Consider the following 19,388-nt stretch of genomic DNA (forward strand, 5'->3'; position numbering starts at 1 on the left):
CAATGGAGCAAATGAGGAGAGTGAACGCATGGCTAAAATTACACGGATAGAATGCCTACGTACAAGACACGACGGAAGCTGGACAATTGTGAAGATTTCGACGGATCAGGATGGTCTTTACGGATTGGGTTCTGCTTCCGATCTTTATAATCCCGAAGCGGTGGTACAGGTCATAGAACAACTGCTGGCACCATTACTTATGGGAAGGGATGCATCCCAAATTGAAGATTTGTGGCATCTCATGCATATGAGCGGATATTGGAGAAATGGGGCAATGCTTAACACGGCCATTGGTGGAATTGACATGGCCCTGTGGGATATCAAGGGCAAGGAAGCGAATCTGCCGGTATATCAATTGTTAGGAGGGGCCTGCCGTTCGGCAGTTCCCTGTTACGGCCATGCCGGAGGTGCTGATATCAGCGAGCTGAAAGAAGATGTATCTCGTTTTATGGAAGAAGGATACACGGTCATTCGAGTGCAGATGGGAGGCTACGGTGGCGGGGGATTTGTCAGCGGCAAGGACGCGAATTTGCCGCGCGAGCCCTGGAGCAGCGGTCCTGTATTCGATGAACATGCGTATCTGCATGCCATCCCTGACATGTTCGAGAAGTTGCGCTTGGAATTTGGTAATGGGATTCAGTTTACCCATGATGTGCATGAACATTTGTCTCCAATTCATGCCATTCAGCTGTCGAAGCGACTTGAGCCTTATCATCTTTTCTTTCTGGAAGATGCACTTGCTCCGGAACAGATCGGATGGTATCGACAGCTTCGTCAACAGAGTGCTACGCCGCAGGCAGTAGGAGAATTATTTGTTAATCCTCAGGAGTGGACCGATTTGATTCAAGAGAAGTTGATCGATTTCATTAGAGTTCGGGTATCGAAAGCAGGCGGAATCAGCGCTTGCCGCAAGATCGCTACGCTGGGCGAAGCCTACGGAGTACGAACAGCCTGGCAGGAGGGTGGGGAGAATGATCCCGTTAACCAGGCAGCTGCTGTCCATCTGGATATGGCCCTGTGGAACTTTGGTATCCAGGAAATCAATCATTTTAAACCTCATGAGTTGGAGGCTTTCCCAGGACATATCGTCAGAGAGGGCGGATATCTATATCCTTCCAACAAACCGGGACTGGGCATTGAATTGGATGAAGTGAAGGCCAAATCATTACTTAACGACTCGTGGGATCCCAACAAATATCATCGGCCGTATCCTCTGGACCGTAAAGCGGATGGGACATTGGTGCGACCATAACGAAGTGACAAGAACAGACAGGAGAGATAAAGGAATGAAGACTATTGCAGTTACAGGCGGAGGCGGAAAGCTGGGTTCACAGGTCATTGAGAAGCTGCAATTACAGGGTCATGATGTCGTATCGCTGGATAAACACCTGTCTGACCGGGTCCGTTGCAGACAGATCATTGTCGATCTGAACGATTATGGTCAAGTCGTGGGAGCGCTTGCCGGAGTGGATGCGATCATCCATCTGGCCGCGATTCCTGCGCCGCTTCACTACCCTCACAGCTACATTTTCGCTAATAATACACTTTCCGGATACCATGTGCTGGAAGCAGCCTCTTTGCTGGGTATAAAAAAGGTGGTCATGGGCTCTAGCGAATCATCCTACGGATTTGCCTGGGCCAACACCCCCTTCTCTCCCGATTATTTCCCGGTGGATGAACAGCATCCGCAACAGCCGCAGGAATGTTACGGCCTGTCCAAGATCGTTAATGAGCTCACTGCAGAGATGTTTCATCGGAGAAGTGGGATGCAGGTGATTTCCCTCCGTTTTTCAATGATTGTGGGACCGGGAGAGTACAGACATCTGGCTATTGCGAAGGCGGAAACGTTCAAGCACATATTGTGGAGTTACATTGATATCAGGGATGCCGTGGATGCTTGTTTGGCTGCTCTGCACGCCGATTATGATGGGGCTGTTCATGTTAATGTTACCGCTAATGATACGTTAAGCGATCGCCAAACGACAGACTTGCTCGCCACCTTTTATCCCGATGTAAAAGATCTACGGACACGTTTCTCTAATCGAGAAGCAATTGTCAGTAATGGAATGGTAAAAGAAGTTCTATCCTGGGGACCGAGGCATTCGTGGACGGATGAAGAACAGGAGTAGTTCACACGCAACTAAAATGAATAGGGGGATACTATGCTAAATTTCATGCAAAAAAACAAGAGGGTTTTGGCTTTTGCAAGTGCGGCATTATTGATTCTTACGTTGTGTTTGTCTATTTCTCCTTCCATCGTATCGGCAGCTTCCGCGTTTAATCAAACGCAGGCTTCCAGTTACAATAGTCAATCTGGAGTCCAGCTGGAAAGTTCCAGCGAGGGCGGGCAAAATGTCGCATTTATCGACAACGGCGATTACATTGTATTCAACAATGTGGATTTTGGCAGCGGTGCCAATTCAATCGACGTGAGAGCTGCAAGCAATAACAGTGGCGGTACCATTGAGGTCCGTCTGGATAGCCTAAACGGGACACTCGCGGGAACTGTTGCTGTTCCAAGTACGGGCGGGTGGCAATCCTGGCAAACCAATTCCGGGTCGATCAGTGGTGCCACTGGTGTACACACGGTCTATCTTAAATTCACTGGCGGAACCGGAAATTTGTTCAATCTACTCTGGTTCAAGTTCAGTGCATCCGCCGCAGGTAGCGGAGGCGATGTCGTAGGCAAACTGTATGCCGGATATCAAGGCTGGTTCAACGCAGCCGGAGACGGTTCACCGAACGGGGGCTGGGTGCACTGGTCCAAAAATAGCAGTGCACCATCAGCAAATGGCAACGAGAATTTCGAGTTGTATCCAGACCTTCGCGAATATTCCAAGCTGTATCAGACAAGTTTGGCGAACCTCGGCAATGGTTCTCCTGCCAAACTGTTCTCCTCATACGATCAGGAGACGGTCAACAAACATTTTGAGTGGATGCAAACCTACAATATCGACGGTGCAGCATTGCAACGGTTCGGCGCAGATGAGAGTGACACACCTAACAACTGGAAAAGCAACCGGGACAGCGTGGCCGTCAAGGTTAAGAATGCCGCGGAATCCTATAATCGCAAGTTCTATGTCATGTATGACATTACGGGAATGAATACGAGCAATTGGGTACAGGCAGTCAAGCATGACTGGTCGACTAATGTCGTGAACAATATGCACCTTCCATCATCTTCAGCTTATGCGAAGCAGAACGGCAAAATGGTTGTTTGTATCTGGGGTATTGGCTTCACGGATCGGCCGGGTACTGCAGCAGAGTCGGCCGATTTGATCGGTTGGTTCAAAAACCAGGGGATCTATGTCATCGGCGGTGTGCCTACGTATTGGAGAACAGGTAACAACGACTCCCGATCTGACTTTATGAATGTCTACAAGTCGTTAGATATGATCTCGCCTTGGTCCGTTGCACGCTTCGGCAATATTCAGCAAGCGGACAGCTTCAAAAGCAATCAACTTCAGCCCGACCTGACCTTCACCCAGCAGAATGGAATTGACTATCAGCCAGTTATCTGGCCGGGTTCGGCCTGGTCGAACATGACCGGTGGCCCAAGAAACGAAAATCCGCGTCTGCATGGTGACTTCATGTGGAGGCAGGCCTACAATCTGAAGAGCATCGGCATTAATACTGGATATATCGCAATGTTTGACGAGTACGATGAAGGCACAGCTATTGCCAAGATGGCAGAGAACAGCTCCATGATTCCAACCAATCAATATTTTCTGACGCTGGATGCCGACGGTGTTGCCGTATCTTCGGACTTTTATCTCCGACTTGCAGGGGATATCAATCGCATGTTCAAAAACCAGATTCCAGTGACTGCAAACCATCCAACGAGTCATCAATAGAGCCCAAAGGGCATGATTTTAACAAGTAAGTATACGTTCAGGAGGATTTAAAATGACTACTAATGATATTGACTTTGAAACCACACGCCAAAAGACTACATCCATGAATCCAGTAATTACATCCATATACACAGCAGACCCTTCGGCACATGTATGGAATGACGGTAAAATTTATATTTACGCTTCTCATGACATGGACCCAGCCCGAGGCTGTGATCTCATGGACAGATATCATGTTTTCTCCTCGGAGGATATGGTTCACTGGTTGGACGAAGGGGAAATACTCCGTTCGGACGACGTTTCCTGGGGCAGACCGGAGGGCGGCTTCATGTGGGCGCCTGACTGTGCATACAAGAATGGGACATATTACTTCTATTATCCGCATCCAAGTGATTCGAACTGGAACGATTCCTGGAAAATTGGGGTTGCCACCAGTCGCAACCCAGCGCATGGCTTTACGGATCAAGGGTATATCGAGGGACTTGGCGGGTTTGCACTAATTGACCCGTGTGTACTTGTAGACGATGACAACAGCACCTATATCTATTATGGTGGCGGCAGTGTCTGTCTAGGAGGTAAGCTCAATGAAGATATGATGTCTCTGGAAAACGGTATGACAGAAATGCAAGGTCTCGAGGATTTTCACGAGGCGGCCTGGGTATTCAAAAGAAACAATCTTTATTACCTTACCTATGCGGATAATTTGGAAAATAACAACCGTATGAGATACGCAACAAGCGAGAATCCGCTTGGTCCATGGACGTACCGAGGCATCTTCCTGGAGCCGACCGGCTGTTCCACTACCCATGGTTCTGTAGTGAAATTCAATGGGCAATGGTATCTTTTTTATCACAATCAAGCGATCTCTGGAGAAGGTACGCTGCGCAGCGTATGTATCGACTATCTGGAGTTCGATGAAGATGGTTCCATCAAGCCTGTGGTTCAGACAAGGGAAGGTGTGTCCTCCGTCGGTCCAGCCCCAGTTCCTGTCCAGCAACGGAAGGTTTATGCGGGCGCAGCCAGCCAGGTCTTTGGTGGAGCTGAAATCAGGGAATTGCAATCCGGGCAAACCGTGGTCGGGAATCTTCAATCCTCAGAAGCTTTCGCCTTGTTTAAAAATATAGATGGAGGCGAAGGCGGAAGAGCATCAGTTGAGCTTCATTATGCCACAGGCGAACGACTAGCCAAATTGCATCTGACGATTAATGACCAGGACTATTCCTTGCTGAATGCGTTATCCACTGGCGGTTTGCAAGAATTTAACGGGATCACAAATATCACCGTTCCTTTGGAGCCAGGCAATGTTAACACAATCAAAATTTCAGGTGGACATGGAGAGATCAATCTTTTATGCCTCACCGTTATCCCGCTGTTGGATTAATACGTAAGAAACGGGATATACGTCTAAACCTCAGGAGAGTTTTCCTGAGGTTTTTTCTTGTTTATATGAACGAGTGAGTTCTAAAAAAAGATAAGCACTTTTTTCCAACAAAATGCCAAATAAATGACAACGAAATGTTATTTCTATTTGTAACTGCTTACTTTATGCTAGATTTCAACACCAGATGTAAGACAGAAGCGCACGTAGAGAACCTTGATGTATTTGTAAGCGGTAACAAAAAACAGACTAGGAGGAAATCATGTGAGGAAGAGTCGTCGATTCATGTTCACGCTGTTGGTTATTTTATTAATGGTTTCGTCGGTGCCACTCCCTGCCAAAGCCTATCAAAATCCGCAAACGTTACCGGATGAATGGGGACAATATGGACTCGGGGACCCCTATGTATTGAAATTTAATGGATATTATTACCTGTATGTAAGCACAAGAGATACGGACGACGGTGTCAAAGTCTGGAGCTCCAAAGACCTGGTGAATTGGTCGTACCGTGGATTAGCTGCAACAGATCCTATTACGCACGGAGCTTATGCTCCTGAAGTCGTTTACTGGAATGGCATGTTCTACATGTATACATCACCTGCCGGAAAAGGTCATTACGTGCTGAGCAGCACAAGTCCTACCGGACCCTTCAATGTAGTAACTGGCAACCTTGGAAAGTCGATTGACGGTAATGTATTCATTGACGATGATGGCTCGTTCAGCTTCTATCACGCCGCACAGGGCCGCATAGATGCAGCACCGATGAGCAGTCCGACTGAGATCGGAGTGAGTGCGTCAACAGGAGTGGGGATGGGAGGCTGGACTGAGGGTTCAACCGTCTTCAAACGAAATGGAAAATACTATATGACCTATACAGGTAACCACGTATTTAGTAAAGGATATCGGGTGGATGTAGCAGTTAGCACCACAGGTCCGAGGTCAGGTTATGTTACTGATAGCACAAACCCGGTATTGATTCGTACAGAGGGCCCAACCGTGGGATTGGGACACAATACCGTAGTAACAGGACCTAATCTGGACACTCACTATATGATGTATCATAATTTGGAAGGTAACGGAATAATTGGACCTCTACGGCATCTGAACATGGACCGAATTGTATGGAACAACGACAAGATGATCGTGCAAGGTCCGACTTCAACGGATCAACCCAATCCAGAAATGCCTGTTTTCTATGATTACTTCGATCGTTCTGCAATCGGGAGCAATTGGTCCAACGTGAACGGTGGTAATTGGGGCATCTACAATCAGGAACTCATGTGGCAAAATTCAATGGGCAGCTCAACTTGGTATAAACAAGTTACCGCTTCGAGCAGCGCATCCGATTATACGGCTGAATTTAACATGAAGGAAATGAATCGGGGGACGTCCACCAATCCGAGATACGGCGCTACATTCTCCTATACGAATGAGAACAATTACGGTGTTGCGCTGATTAGTTCGAAAAACAAAAGACTTGAGACATTTTTCCGAATTAACGGAGTGGATCAGGCTTGGCAAACATTCGATCTGCCTGCCGACTTCAATTATTCGAAATGGCATAACATACGGATAGAAAAATCGGGATCAACGTTTAAATACTACGTAGATGGTATGTTCAAAGCAACGCGTACCGCCAATGTAGGAGCAGGCAAAATTGGTGTTCTGACAGAGGATACGCATGCGGACTTCGGCTATACTGCTTTTAACAACGATGTGAACGGAAGCAGCGCATGGAATGCCTCCAAACCGATTCCAGGCACAATCGAGGCAGTTCATTATATGAAAGGAGGCGAAGGTGTCGCTTATCACGATACAACGGCCGGGAACCTGGGCGGGGCTTATCGGACCGATGCCGGGGATATTCGCCTGAATAACGATGGACTGTTCAACTTAGGCTGGAATCAGACTGGAGAATGGTATAAATACAAAGTAAACGTAGAGTCAAGTGGATATTACGATATTGATTTTCGCATGGCTACCTCGTTGGACGGGGCTCAGATCCGAGTGTGGGATGGTGCGACCGACTTAACGGGTATCGTCAATGTACCTAATACGGGCGGATGGGATAATTGGAAAAACATATCGAAGAAAAAGGTCTATTTAAACGCCGGACAACGGGAATTAAAGGTTGAGTTCGTAACAGGTGAGGCCGATTTCTCAAGAATGACGTTTCAGAAAAATGTTGATGTGACAAGCGTAAGCGATAATTTTAACGACGGCGATGACAATGGATGGACCCGGTTTGAAGGAACCTGGGCGGTGGAGAACGGAGAATACAGTGCAGCGAGCACCGGACCTGCCAAATCTACATTTGGGGATTCGGGATGGGCGGATTATACGGTCGAGGCAGATATCAAGATGATTGACTCGGGGGGAGATGGGGGCTTGCTTGTCAGAGTGTCCAATCCATCCCACGGCACTGAGCGAGGCCAAAACAATTATGATGCTTTACAAGGATATTACGCCTATCTGACCACAAGCGGAGTCAGTCTGGGCAAGATGAATTATAATTGGGCGCTCCTCAAGAGCAACGCGCAGTCATATTCCACCAATACCTGGTATCATATGAAAGTTGCCGTTAATGGTACAAACATCAAAGTTTATGTGGATGATATGGTCACTCCGAAGATCGATTATACCGACAACAGCTTGAATCCGTTCACGCATGGCAAAATCGGTGTTAGAACGGCAAACAAGCATACGCATTTCGATAACGTATCGGTTACTCCTTGAACCGGAAGCTAAGCGTTGAGAATGAAAATGGTTGTAACGAGAACTGAAATGCATATCAAGCCGCCAATTGGCGGCTTTTTTGCCTTAAACGATATAAGCTATTATAACCCAGTGGTGCCTTCCTCTGATCTCCTTCACCACCGTCATTTCCCATTAGCCAATCCAACCCATTTCATTGATAATTGAATAATGGATTCGACAGGAGAGGGTGGTTGGTAATGAAAAGTAGTGATCTGCTAATTGGATCGCATGTATCCTTTGGAGGAAAAGAGATGCTTCTCCAGGCTAGTAAAGAAGCTGCTTCTTACGGCGCATCTACTTTTCTGATGTATACCGGCGCACCGCAGAATTCGAAACGAAAACCTATTTCGCAATATAATATAGAAGCAGGACAATTGCATATGAAGCATCAGGGCATTTCCAATATAGTTGTGCATGCTCCATTTCTGATAAATCTGGCCAATAGTTACAAGCGAGAGGTGTTTGATTTTAGCGTACAATTTCTACGGGATGAGATCGAACGAACGGCATCGCTTGGATCAAATCAGCTTGTTCTTCACCCTGGGGCCCACGTAAACGCTGGATTGGACATCGGTATTCGACAAATAATCCGGGGATTAAACGAAGTATTACAAGACGATAATCACCCGGAGGTACAGATTTCGTTGGAGACGATGGCCGGAAAGGGAACAGAGTGCGGAACAAGCTTTGAAGAACTGGCACAGATTGTCGATGGCGTGCAACGGAATGAACGGATTTCCATATGTCTGGATACTTGTCATGTTCATGATGCCGGATACGATATTGTTCATAATTTTGATGGGGTACTTGAGCAGTTTAACAAGGTAATTGGCCTTGATCGATTAAAAGTACTGCATATCAATGATTCTAAGAATGTGCGGGGATCGAGGAAAGATCGCCATGAGAACATCGGGCACGGACATATCGGACTTCAGGCTTTGGATTATATCGTACATCATCCCGAACTCGTGTCACTTCCGAAACTGCTTGAGACGCCGTCGATTGGCAAAATAAAATATAAAAGTGCACCTTATCGACATGAAATTGCCCTGTTAAGAAGAGAGTGCTCTGAACCCGTGCAGAAGGAAGAGGATTCTTTAGAAAACAGTAAATAGAGAGTATTACAAATATTCGCTCACTCATTCCATGTTTATTCTCACGGGACATATGTTAAAATGGATGTAGAACGTTACTTTTTACTAAAAAGGAGGCCGCCATGCAGCCAATAGAGCCTCAAGACATCCAACACCGGATCAATCAACTTCTCGATCAGGACCTATATTTACACCTCGAACTCACGTCAGGTGCTTACGCCAGTCACTTCGATAGCACCAGGCACCCGGGGTCGGCATTCATTTCCAATGCGGTCATACGATATACGCAAGGATCTATCTCGGGCACGGGCCCATACCGAGTTGGCTTAAAGACCACTCACGGCTGGATATACGCTGAGGGACTTACACACATTGACGAGCTGGAACAAGAACGACTCATTCTGGCTGGTCACGATAGTCAAGGAAAGCTGGTTGTAGCTTTACAACTTAGTCGGGAATTGTTCTGATGAAAGCGGAGGATCAAATAAGCATGAATAACAAACAGATTGAACATCAGCGCATTTTAGTTGTGTTTCCCCATCCCGATGATGAAGCATTCACTGCTTCGGGAACGTTGGCGAAGTACATAGAAGGCGGTGCTCAAGTCACTTATGCTTGCCTGACTCTAGGGGAGATGGGACGTAATATGGGCATCCCTCCATTTGCCAACCGGGTCACCTTGCCAATAATCCGTAAGGATGAACTCATAGAGTCCTCCAATGCGATTGGTATTCAAGACTTAAGGATGCTGGGTTTTCATGATAAAATGATCGAGTTTGAAGACCCTGAGCTGCTAGATGGCCACATCTTGGCGCTGATCAAGGAGCTTAACCCATCACTGGTCATTACTTTCTATCCGGGATATAGTGTGCATCCCGATCATGATGCAACCGGAGCCGCAGTTACGCGAACGATTGGTCGATTGCCCGCAGAGGAAAGACCTATTGTGTACTGCTGCGCATTCTCGAACAATCACGAAGAGAGCATCGGGAAAGCGGATGTGATTGAAGATGTGAGCGGGTTCCTTGCCAAGAAAATGGCGTCGATTCGAGCTCACCGTTCACAATTCCAAGCGCCGGAACTTGTCGGCAAGCGGGAAATGGATGATGAACAAATCCGAAATCGGTTTGGAAGAGAAGCATTTTGGACCTATAAGTTCGATTGATTTTACAATCTGTAGAATCTAATTTGCGTAAAAAGTCGCCATTATGGCGACTTTTTTTTGTTTTAGACATACCATATTGTTCAGGTGGTGAATGGAGTGGGAAGGGGAGAGCGTATGGTTTCTATGCGCTTCCATGGGTAATAACATATTGACCATTAAACTCGTAAGGAGTGATACAATTGAAAGAACTTCGTTCTGTTTTTATTAAAATCCCGATATTCGTTATGTTTCTTGCAATTACAGCTTGCTCTGGAGAAACAGAGCCGCCTGCAACCTCTGAACCGTGAGCACCAACAAATGAGTCGGTTACAGCTCCCACCACAGAGAATGTAGAAACATCTGAAACGACACGACCGCAAACAGAAAGTTTTGATTTGATGACAGGGGAGGGGAATTCATCACAAACGGCAACCTTGCATCAAGGAGAGGGTTTTACATTGTACGTGTTCGAGAAGTTTTCTTTTGATGCTGCCAAAGGCCGCTTGTCGCTGACAAGCAATCCGGACTACTATGTGGATATTGAACCGCTGCCCTCTGATTATGATTTGAAAAAGCTTGAGACAGCGGGGCGAGAAGAATTGGAAAAATTCAGCGCGGTGACTGATTATAGTGGCGAGTTGATTGAGCACCCGCTTGGTTTTGCTGAGCTTTATCTTCAAGCTTCATCTGAAAAAGGGATAAACGATTATATGGTCTGGAAATCAGAAAAAGGTGACGTTTTTTTATTCCGTCTTCACAATCCCAAAGGTGACGAAGCCTCTGATTTCGCTGGTCCGGTCCTTGTGTCTTTATCCACGGTTCAGGACGAATAGTCATCATCATCTTAAGGAGTGAGTGGACATCGTAATGCCAAAAATGCGAAGCAAACAATTCATTCGAATTACTGCGATAGTCATTTTACTTTTGCTCATAACGTGCATCGCATTTGTTTATGTTAATGACAGACCTGGCGGACTAGCCGATCGGCGCATGTCCAAAGCAATGGGAATGAGTGAAACCATGCATATTCCTATAGGAAAAACTGCTGAAGAAGCGATCCAGAAGTTTAGAAATAATGATGATTCATTACAAATCATTCATCAAGAACCGGTAGACGGCGGCATAATTTTGTTTAAACAAAAAACGGGTCAGGAAAATAACAGCAATCTTCAGATGGAGTATGCTCGGAAAATAATATTAGGATGGAAGTGGGCATGGGGTGGCGGATATTCCATCGGTGAATCATCTCAGTTCACGTCTGCAATGGATTATATGAGCATACCTGGATTGAGTCATATATCGACACCTTTCCCTATGCTGTTTGGACATATATTAGACCCGGCTATTCAGCGTGTAACTGTCGAGTTCGAGGGGGATGAGAAACCAGTAGTTACCGAAGCCAAGCTGGTTGAGGTGGGACCGGAAAGCATAATCTGGTTTGTATACTTGCCCTCATCTGCAACTATCCCGTATGAAATGAAGGGATTCAACGATAAAGGAGAGCTCGTAACCCATAAACAAATTGATGATCCGAATGGCATGGGTTCCATGGTTCTGGGAGAACGTTAATGAGTGTTCGTACGGAACCTGTGAGTAGGGTAGGGATAGCCAAGTTTGGAATACAATAAAAAGGGAACAACCCATTGTTTAAAATGTACCCCTTGTAAAGGACAATTTAAAAAGGTTAGGCAACTTCAAGCTGCTGTCTGTATCGTGCAGGCGGCAGCTTGTTTAAGTTCCATTGACCTCGATAATGATTGTAATAAATCATGTAGCTTTTCACTTCTTGCTTGACCTCTTCCAAGGTCATACACGTTTTAAAGTTCGTTTCATCTTTAAAATGCCCAAAAAATGATTCTTGTGGAGCGTTATCCCAACAGTTTCCTCGACGCGACATGGATTGTCCCAGCCCCATATTCTTCACAATCTTTTGGAACTTTGGGTTCGTATAGTGAAATCCTTGATCTGAATGAATCAACGCATCTGAGGTGAGGTGACGATGCTTTTTGAGTTGATTCAACGTCTCAATCGCAATGTCCAAACCGAGTGAAGCAGAGACTTCATAAGCTAAAATCTCATTCGTTTCAGCATCTTTAATGGTCGATAAGTAGGCTCGCTTATTTTTCCCATAAGTTAAATACGTGATGTCCGTTAATAGTACCTTGCCTGCAATCCCTTGCTTAAAAGCTCGATTTAACGTGTTAGGACAGGTTCGATGCTCTTGGGTCGCTTTGGCCATACGACGTGCGGGATTAGCTTTTCGAATCGGACAAACGATGTTGTACTTTTGCATGACACGACGAATTCGCTTGAGATTGTATATGACTCCATATTGGTGCTCCAGCGTCATTTTGATTTGACGGGCGCCTTTCTTTCTTCCACGGTAATGGTAGGCTTTCAGAACGATCGCTTTCACTTTCTGATCGTCTTGTTCCTGATTTTGACGATGTAACCTGGCATCTTCGCTACAATATTGGTAATAGCCCGAACGTGAAACTCCAGCAATTTCACAAAGAACATGCACCTTGCGTTGGAAAGGGTATGTATGCATCATCTGTTGAATCAGTTCGAATTTTTGCCGCGTACTTAGTTGGATTTCTTTTTTCTCATCTGCCTTTCGAGTTGATCGAGCTTTTTTAAGAATTCATTCTCCGCTTCAAGCCATTTCATTTTCGCTTCCAAACGGGCATATTTTTCTTCAAGACTTAATTCACGGGTCAGAGAACGGCCTGAAGCGTGTATTCTACCGTCTGTTAATCCAGCAGGTCCTTGTTCTTGAAAAGCCGCACGCCATCGATTGGAAGCCTTTCGAATTCGGGTTGCACCCAAGACGTCAATGGGAAAGCCTGCTTCCTGAAAAATCTCACGGGGAAGCGTACCTTGACTGTATTCTTGAATAAATCGTTCTTTGAACGCATCCGTGTACGTAATAGCTTTAGCGCTGACATTTTTCACATAGGGATTTCTTCTTAACTGATCTTGCTCTTGAGTTGTAAAGCATTTCTTTGACATCCGCTTGACCACCGCTCGTTTTTTATTCATTGTACACAAAAAGACCCTACAAGATGACCTTTTTTAAAGTGTCCATCTTATAGGGTACATTTTAGTTTAGGGGTTGTTCCCTTATACGTTACAAGGAAATTCCGGTTTACAAAAAAATAAGTAAAAGAATTCCGACTACGAAGCAATAGTATGAAAAGTAAATCAAGTTCCCTCTAGCCATAATTCCCATGAACCATCTCATTGAAAAGTAGGTTACGATAAGGGTCGTAATGAACGCTAAAATGTAAGGTATAGCCAACTGCGCGCGGTGCGGATCGGTTACGATGTCAGATGCACCTAAAATTACCCCGCCGATGCTAATCGGAATGTAGAGCATAAAGGAAAATTTCAACGCTGTTTCTTGTTTCATCCCGACAGCAATAGATGCAATGACTGTTGCACCTGAGCGGCTTATTCCCGGAATAAGAGCCACCGCTTGAGCCAGACCCACCAGTACTGCGTCTTTCGCAGACAAATCTCCATCTCTTTTGCGCCCGCGAAGGTTTCGAATGAGCCACAGCGCAATTCCTGTGATCAGTAAACTAATCGCAACCGTATAAACAGAAGTGAATATTTCTTCAATTTTATCCTTGAATAGCACAGCCCCGATCGCAGCAGGGAGGGTACCAATGATTATGTATAGACAAAACATAAAATCTGCTCTGTACTCCGCATTGCGAGAGACTAGGAACCGCCAGCCTCCTACAATAATTTTTTTGATATCTTCCCGAAAGATAAACATAATGGCAATCAGTGAGGCGGTGTTCGTCAAAATTTCAAAGGATAATCCGTTCTGCTCCATGCCAAGCAATCGTTGAACGATAATCAAATGTCCGCTTGAAGAAACCGGAATAGGCTCTGTAGCCCCTTGTACGATACCTAATAACACATATTTCAACCACAAAATAAAGTCTTCCATTGTATCCTCCTACTCATGATTTTCGATTGGCTTTGACATATTTCAGTTGGGCAACAATGATGACACTAATAATCACCAAAAGGAACCACGAACTGATCTTGCTAAAACTGACCAGTTGCCAGGAGTCATGCTGGTCAGGGTATTTCCAGCCGTTAAAAAATGTAGCTATATTTTCAGCGGTCCAGATGAAAAAACCTACGATGATAAAAGCGAGTGTTAACGGCATTCGATAGGTAGTTAATCGTACCCGATAGATAATCCATGTTTTTCGAAAAACAATAAATACAAGAGCGGTCAACCACCAACGAAAATCGGGAATAAAATGATGTGTGAAAAAGTTGATATAGATAGCTCCACCTAACAGAACTGAAGATGCAAACCCAGGCCAGCCCGTCATGTCCATACGCAATCTGCGCCATATTTGACACATAAAACTTGCTACACTTGCATACATAAATCCGCTATAAAGGGGGACACCAAAGAGCTTGGTATACCCAGGCTCAGGGTATGACCAGGAACCCATCCATACCTTATACATCTCCAGTACCAACCCAATCACGTGAAATATACATATGACTTTGATTTCATCACGTGTTTCCAATCCGCTCCGGTGCATAAGGTATTGTACTGCTAATAATACAAGCAGAATGGCATCATAGCGATAAAGAAAGGGTATCTGAATTACGCTAGAAAGGGCCAACGTTCCAAAGATCGCCACAGGAAAAATGCAACTCATCGCCTGATGATAACCGAAATGCAGGAACTGTACTAAAGGTTTCAAGTTATGTTTATCTCCTTCCTAAGCCTTGTTCATAATAATATAGATATGGTCCGTTTGTAAAAAGAGAAAAAAAGATATATATATTTTCTTATTTTCAATTCGAGCTTATTCGAAGACAAATAAGGCCCCTCGTCAACTGGAGGGACCTTGTTTTTTGGCTAATCCATTTATGCATTTTCAGATAGCTTGTAGGCAGATTTAATCGTATGTTCGATGAGCGTCGCAATCGTTACAGGACCAACACCGCCCGGTACAGGTGTAATTGCTGAAGAAGGAACAAAGCAAGCTTCGTAGTCCACATCTCCGACGTTGCCTTTGTTATAACCTGCATCAATAACGACAGCACCTGGTTTAATCCAGTCGCCTTTAACAAAGAGCGGTTTGCCCACGGCTGCAATTATGATATCGCCAAGCTTCACAATTTCCTCCAGATTCACGGTTTTGGAGTGGCAAGTCGTCACCGTTGCATTCCGGTTTAGCAGCATGGCTGAGACAGGCTTGCCCAGAATTGGACTTCTTCCGATGACAACCGCATGTTTGCCCTCGATCTGAATATTGTAGAAATCCAGAATTCGCATAATAGCCTGTGGTGTACAGGAAGGGAATTCTGCGTCTCCAAAAGCATTAAGTGCAAAACCGAGGGTCGTTACACCGTCAACGTCCTTCTCGATACTAATGGCATCAAAAGCTGCTCTTTCATCGATATGATTCGGGACAGGGTGCTGAAGCAAAATACCGTGTACGGAAGGGTCATCATTTAGCTTGTTAATTTCTTGAATCAATTCATCCGTGGTGGTATCCGCAGAAAGAACGACCTTAATGGAATGCATGCCTAAACGAGCACAAGCATTTCCTTTCATCCGCACATAGGTCGCTGAAGAAGGATCATCTCCGACGAGAATTGTAGCGAGACTAGGCTGAATGCCTTTTTCCTTAAGAATGGCAACCTTCGAGGCCATGTCTTCCTTCATAAAATCCGCTACCGTTTGTCCATTCAAGATCAGTTTGTCAGTACTCATTTTCACATCGCCCTTTCAACATAAAAAAGAGGCAAGGAAATAAATATTCCTTACCTCTGCCCAGGCGTACGGCTTATTACAAAACCATATGCTCCCTCACGGTTCACCGTGTTCGCCAGTTACATATGATCGTTTAAATTGTTTAGATTGATAGTACTTGAAAAAGCAGAATTGTTCAATAGTTAATGGATCTCTCTTTGATTTGTATGGGTTATTAGTTTCCCTGGTAGCCCCAATCTTCGTTATATAGTTGATAACTGTTATCACTCGTGATATATTGTTAACTAGTAAATCATTTAATGTTTAATTAGTGAACAAAACTGATCATTTAAGGGTTTTTTATTGTTTATAAGTAAATAAGGAGCGATAGCTGAATGGATTCAAACGATCGAACAAAACAGTTACTGTATGACCAATTTATTCGGTTTTTACATGTATACGAGAATCACAAAGATACGGAAATTGAACATTTTCTAAGTATCGCCCAGCGGGAAAGCATGGACAAAATCCCTCAGCATTTGACCGCGGTTCATATGATAGATTGCATTGGCAAGCATGAGCCTATTAACAACACGGGTATTGCTGAGGCGATGAATTTGTCCAAAGCAAGTATTACCAAGATCGGCAACAAACTGCTGGAGGAAGGATTCGTCAAACGTACGAAAATGAATGACAACAAGAAGGAGAGCTATTTCCGGTTGTCACCGCAAGGCAAAAAGATCTTTGAACTGCATGAACGTTTACATGTACTTGAGGCTGAACGGTTCTATCGTTCTTTGGACAAATATTCGGAACCGGAGCTGAAAATAATACATCAATTTCTTCAAGACAGCAGCATGGATATGGAATCCAGAAAAACTGAAGGAGAGTGAAACACTTGAGTCTGGCAGAATTGATCAGGGAACGCAGAAGTATTCGTAAATGTAATTCTACACCGGTGGAACAGGAGTTGGTGGTTGAATTGCTGCACAAGGCCACACGGCTTCAACCAACTGTTGAAGCTGGCTCATGGCGTGTTGTTTATGCCGGAACTCCCGAAGCACGCAAACGGTTGGTTGACTGCATGCTGGAACAGATGTCGCAGAGCAAGCTCGGCAAGTTGATTCCGGGAAAACTGCTGGATGTGTTTAAAAAGAGGTTTACCGATATTCCTGCTCACGTCATTGTTATGTCGACTGTAGGACCGGATCGTCTGACCAATGACCGCAATTATGCGGCAGCCTGCGGGGTGATGCAGAGCTTCCAACTGCTGGGATGGGAACAAGGGTTAGGAATGCTGTGGGATACAGAGTCCATGATTCAGAATAAAGGCTTTTTCAAAGGAATTGGACTGCGTGAGGATGAAAGATTTGTTGGCATTCTTCATATGGGATATTACGACAAAGCGCCAAGAAGCCGGAAAAGAACACCAGCTGAGCAAAAGTGGACTGTATTTCAGGGTCAGACTACGTAGAGGGGAGGATGTAAAAATGGAATTGTCCGATCTGCAAGGAGGCATACACAGTCCAAAAGATTTTTTGGATCGACCGGTATCGCAGGAGCTAATCCTTGAATTGCTCAATCACGCCGTGTGGGCGCCAAATGATGGACTTCGTGAGCCGTGGCGATTTATTTTTGCCGATAACCGTAATGGGAAACTCATGCAGGGATTGCAGGAGCACGCTCCAGCCTATCTTCTGGTCTTGGTGAAGGAAGAGGCGGATCATCATAAGCGGGAAGAGGACTTTGCAGCAGTCTGCTGTCTGATCCAAAATTTTCGTTTGCTTGCCCATGAACAGGGCCTGGGTGTGCGCAGCACGTTGCATGACTGGATGTATGACAGGAGTCGTACTGAAACTCTTGGCGTACTGGGCAACGAGCGGATTGCTGCGGTACTAGAATTGGGATATGGCGCCGAACAGCCGGAAGGGAAAGCTGAGATAGCTGAGCCTCAGCTTCAGTTCGAACTGCTGTAGCTTGTAAGATGTAGGGAAGAGATTTCAATTGAAAGAGGAACGACAAAACCTTAGCAGGGATTGTCGTTCTTTTTTTATGCGGTATGTATCCGATTGGCAGATTAAAAATCAGCTAAAGCGGATACACACAACTAATCCAGAGATTCACCTCTTTAAAAAAAATGATGTTCCTATAATGTGTTAATTTCCTTGTTATGAGAATTAATTTGTGTTCTATTCTGTAAAGTAGATAAATCACCATCTAAATTCTTCAGGTTTGGAAGGAAAGCTGCGGCGGCCGAACAAAGCAAGGGGAGCAGACCCAAAGACAAGAATAAAAAAGGAATACCATATAGTTCTGCAACCGCTGCACCTACAAAAGCACCTACAGGCTGCAGTCCGCCACCAATGAGGAACCGTATTGAGTTAACTCGGCCTTGCAGGGGTCCGGGGACAAGTGTGCCATGTAAAGATGAACTGAGAGAACCAAAGAAAGGTCCTGCTGCACCAGCGGCACATAAGGCAACGAGTGCAAACGGGTAACTCGGGAATAGGCCCAGTAAGGCGTTAAAAAGCCCAATGGCGGCTAGGCTGCACAGCATGACTGTCCGTCGTCTTTTGATTTCACCCATCCACGAGATGATCAATAGTCCTACTAATGTTCCACATGCAGAAGCAGTGGTGAGTGTGCCCATTGCAGCGGCATCCCGATCTAACACTTCACGAACAAAAGGAATCATCATCGTCCAGATCGCTACAGAAGACATGTTGCTGATCGAAACCATTCCCATAATCGAGAGCATGGCCGGGAAACTACGATAAAAGGAGAAACCTTCGTGAATATCTCTGAGATAAGCCTTAATTGAAAAGGACGCCTTAGCTGCTACTGGCTTCTGCATTGTGGGCAGATAGAGTAACGTGGCAATGGCGGCGGTGTAACAAACGGCGTTGATGCCAAGCGTTGGCAACGCCCCGGCGGCGGCAGTAAGAGCTCCGGCTAAGGCTGGGCCCAACAAAGCAGCTGCATTACGGCAGCCGTCGATTACCGCGAATGCACGCACCAGTTTGCGTTCATCTGATACTCCCGGAACAATTGCCATTGCGGTGGGCATGAACAGGGCAGAACATGCCCCGCTTAGTCCTGCGGCCAGAAAAAGGTGCCATAATTGCAAGTGGCCTGCGAGTCCCAGACTCAGCGGTAATAAGAGAGCAAGCAACCTAACAGAAGCAAGGACTGCCATGAACCGCCCTCGGTGTAACCGATCGGATAACGGCGAGCCGAGCAACCGAATGGCCACTTCTGGAATGCTAAAGCTTAGTGCCATCGCACCCATGGCCATCTTAGATGCGGTTATTTCATAGACAAGCCATTCCATAGCCAGAAGACCAAATACGTCACCAAATGAACTCAGAGTGACAGTAGCTAGTAAACCATAATAACTGCGCTTAAGCATGGATGTTCCTCC

At 45.5% G+C, this 19,388-nt stretch carries 17 protein-coding genes, 1 pseudogene and 1 riboswitch; of the genes and pseudogenes, 13 read left to right on the top strand and 5 right to left on the bottom strand.

Features of this window, described 5'->3' with window-relative positions:
• Positions 1-28: 28 nt before the first annotated feature.
• From AC3ITG_RS15430 to AC3ITG_RS15475, 10 genes and pseudogenes are all read left to right on the top strand, one after another.
• The gene (locus AC3ITG_RS15430; protein ID WP_413378714.1) at positions 29-1,252 is read left to right on the top strand and encodes an enolase C-terminal domain-like protein; all 1,224 of its coding nucleotides are present in this window, start codon (positions 29-31) and stop codon (positions 1,250-1,252) included.
• A gap of 34 nt (positions 1,253-1,286) precedes the next feature.
• The gene (locus tag AC3ITG_RS15435; RefSeq protein WP_489254274.1) at positions 1,287-2,129 is read left to right on the top strand and encodes an NAD-dependent epimerase/dehydratase family protein; all 843 of its coding nucleotides are present in this window, start codon (positions 1,287-1,289) and stop codon (positions 2,127-2,129) included.
• A gap of 33 nt (positions 2,130-2,162) precedes the next feature.
• Positions 2,163-3,854, top strand: coding sequence for a carbohydrate-binding protein (locus tag AC3ITG_RS15440; RefSeq protein ID WP_489254275.1), 1,692 nt, complete (start codon positions 2,163-2,165; stop codon positions 3,852-3,854).
• A gap of 52 nt (positions 3,855-3,906) precedes the next feature.
• Positions 3,907-5,235 carry a family 43 glycosylhydrolase gene (locus AC3ITG_RS15445; protein ID WP_489254276.1) on the top strand — a complete coding sequence of 443 codons (1,329 nt, stop codon included), beginning with the start codon at positions 3,907-3,909 and terminating at the stop codon, positions 5,233-5,235.
• A gap of 261 nt (positions 5,236-5,496) precedes the next feature.
• Positions 5,497-7,968: a family 43 glycosylhydrolase gene (locus AC3ITG_RS15450; protein WP_489254277.1), complete on the top strand. Its 2,472-nt coding sequence runs from the start codon at positions 5,497-5,499 to the stop codon at positions 7,966-7,968.
• 218 nt (positions 7,969-8,186) lie between these two features.
• A complete protein-coding gene (locus AC3ITG_RS15455) occupies positions 8,187-9,104 on the top strand; it encodes a deoxyribonuclease IV (protein ID WP_489254278.1) in 918 nt (305 codons plus the stop codon).
• Between the two features lie 101 nt (positions 9,105-9,205).
• Entirely contained in the window at positions 9,206-9,550 is a 345-nt protein-coding gene (locus tag AC3ITG_RS15460) for a YojF family protein (RefSeq protein WP_024631702.1), read from the top strand.
• Positions 9,551-9,573: 23 nt separating this feature from the next.
• Positions 9,574-10,248, top strand: a complete 675-nt coding sequence (bshB2, locus tag AC3ITG_RS15465) for a bacillithiol biosynthesis deacetylase BshB2 (protein ID WP_053781932.1) — start codon at positions 9,574-9,576, stop codon at positions 10,246-10,248.
• Between the two features lie 362 nt (positions 10,249-10,610).
• Positions 10,611-11,060, top strand: a pseudogene (locus AC3ITG_RS15470) (hypothetical protein); the annotation flags it as partial.
• A 34-nt stretch (positions 11,061-11,094) separates the two neighbouring features.
• A complete protein-coding gene (locus tag AC3ITG_RS15475; protein ID WP_413378729.1) occupies positions 11,095-11,796 on the top strand; it encodes a hypothetical protein in 702 nt (233 codons plus the stop codon).
• A 115-nt stretch (positions 11,797-11,911) separates the two neighbouring features.
• On the opposite strand, the gene AC3ITG_RS15480 is transcribed toward AC3ITG_RS15475, so the two are convergent.
• From AC3ITG_RS15480 to AC3ITG_RS15495, 4 genes are all read right to left on the bottom strand, one after another.
• Positions 11,912-13,239, bottom strand: a protein-coding gene (locus tag AC3ITG_RS15480) for an IS3 family transposase (protein WP_489252704.1) whose coding sequence is annotated in 2 segments (ribosomal slippage) — positions 11,912-12,870 and positions 12,870-13,239 — 1,329 coding nt in all. Because the reading frame shifts where the segments join, the coding sequence is not laid out codon by codon here.
• A 136-nt stretch (positions 13,240-13,375) separates the two neighbouring features.
• The gene (locus AC3ITG_RS15485) at positions 13,376-14,188 is read right to left on the bottom strand and encodes an undecaprenyl-diphosphate phosphatase (protein WP_489254279.1); all 813 of its coding nucleotides are present in this window, start codon (positions 14,186-14,188) and stop codon (positions 13,376-13,378) included.
• Between the two features lie 13 nt (positions 14,189-14,201).
• Entirely contained in the window at positions 14,202-14,969 is a 768-nt protein-coding gene (locus tag AC3ITG_RS15490; protein WP_489254280.1) for a DUF817 domain-containing protein, read from the bottom strand.
• A 167-nt stretch (positions 14,970-15,136) separates the two neighbouring features.
• Positions 15,137-15,988 carry a bifunctional 5,10-methylenetetrahydrofolate dehydrogenase/5,10-methenyltetrahydrofolate cyclohydrolase gene (locus AC3ITG_RS15495; protein ID WP_489254281.1) on the bottom strand — a complete coding sequence of 284 codons (852 nt, stop codon included), beginning with the start codon at positions 15,986-15,988 and terminating at the stop codon, positions 15,137-15,139.
• Between the two features lie 51 nt (positions 15,989-16,039).
• A riboswitch (ZMP/ZTP riboswitch) is annotated at positions 16,040-16,121 on the bottom strand.
• Positions 16,122-16,362: 241 nt separating this feature from the next.
• On the opposite strand from AC3ITG_RS15495, the gene AC3ITG_RS15500 reads away from it, so the two are divergent.
• Genes AC3ITG_RS15500 through AC3ITG_RS15510 form a run of 3 tightly spaced genes read left to right on the top strand, consistent with a single transcriptional unit; the run spans position 16,363 to position 17,943 of the window.
• Positions 16,363-16,860, top strand: a complete 498-nt coding sequence (locus AC3ITG_RS15500; protein WP_489254282.1) for a MarR family transcriptional regulator — start codon at positions 16,363-16,365, stop codon at positions 16,858-16,860.
• Positions 16,857-17,441, top strand: coding sequence for a nitroreductase family protein (locus tag AC3ITG_RS15505; RefSeq protein WP_489254283.1), 585 nt, complete (start codon positions 16,857-16,859; stop codon positions 17,439-17,441). The genes AC3ITG_RS15500 and AC3ITG_RS15505 overlap by 4 nt, the downstream gene beginning before the upstream one ends.
• A gap of 16 nt (positions 17,442-17,457) precedes the next feature.
• The gene (locus AC3ITG_RS15510) at positions 17,458-17,943 is read left to right on the top strand and encodes a nitroreductase family protein (protein WP_489254284.1); all 486 of its coding nucleotides are present in this window, start codon (positions 17,458-17,460) and stop codon (positions 17,941-17,943) included.
• A 170-nt stretch (positions 17,944-18,113) separates the two neighbouring features.
• On the opposite strand, the gene AC3ITG_RS15515 is transcribed toward AC3ITG_RS15510, so the two are convergent.
• Positions 18,114-19,376 (bottom strand): MFS transporter, encoded by a 1,263-nt coding sequence (locus tag AC3ITG_RS15515; protein WP_489254285.1) that lies wholly within the window; start codon positions 19,374-19,376, stop codon positions 18,114-18,116.
• Positions 19,377-19,388: the final 12 nt, after the last annotated feature.

It is taken from the genome of Paenibacillus sp. GL_099_B (genome assembly GCF_057835695.1).